The organism is Colwellia sp. MB3u-4 (assembly GCF_014077065.1).
In the GTDB taxonomy this organism is placed as follows: domain Bacteria; phylum Pseudomonadota; class Gammaproteobacteria; order Enterobacterales; family Alteromonadaceae; genus Cognaticolwellia.
Map to the genome: position 1 here is coordinate 1 of NZ_JACGVE010000043.1, position 863 is coordinate 863.

The following is an 863-nucleotide window of genomic DNA, read 5'->3' on the forward strand; positions in this document are numbered from 1 at the left end:
TGGTGAATAATATCTATTAGATCACAGACGAAAACGGAGTTCAAGCTTAAAAAACAACCAATTCATCAAATGTAAAAAAAACGCAAAAACGTCTTTTTTGGAGAAATTCTACAGCCTCAACGCCCCATTAAGAGGCTTTTAATTGTTGGTTATAATGTGAAGCGAAGCGGAACCTAACCAACTGTTAAAAGTCCTGCTTGAATGGCTTGTTAGTTGCCTTTTACACCGTAACTTGGTTTTTATCTTTAGTAAAGATGAGGAGAAAAACACCTAACATTATTGCGATGTCAGCTACATTAAAGATTCCAGTTCGAACCGAGCCGATACCAATATTTAGAAAATCAATAACGGCACCGTTATTAACAACACGATCATAAAAGTTACTGATACCACCAGAAAACACCAAAGATAATGCAATTAAAGACATAAGATGCTGCTTTGAATTTGAGACTAAATATATAAATAATGCAGACAAAAACATACCAACTAAAACGACAAAAAACCAAAATCTAGCTTGTTCTGACAAGTTATTACCCAAACCTAGAAAAGCACCAATATTTTCCGTATACCCAACCCTGAGAATATCATTAAAGTAGCTAGTCATTTGAAATTTAGGAAGGTGCTCTGCTGCCAATAGTTTAGTAGCTTGATCACAACCTACACATGACAGAGTAACTAAAAAAATAACTAATAATCTTTTCCAAACATCCATATTTACTCTAAACCTTTTCTGGCAACTAACGAGCCTGTAGAATTACTCGTTTTTATTATAATTATTTAATCAAAATACTCTAACTGGATTATTTTCTTTTAACAATCAAAAACGTTTACGTTTTTGGCGATTTTAATTTTTGCATTGTTAA

The 863-nt window shown here is 32.8% G+C and carries 1 protein-coding gene; it reads right to left on the bottom strand.

Annotated features, from left to right (window positions below):
• Nucleotides 1–220: 220 nt before the first annotated feature.
• Nucleotides 221–712, bottom strand: coding sequence for a signal peptidase II (gene lspA, locus H4J61_RS01030; protein WP_182182884.1), 492 nt, complete (start codon nucleotides 710–712; stop codon nucleotides 221–223).
• Nucleotides 713–863: the final 151 nt, after the last annotated feature.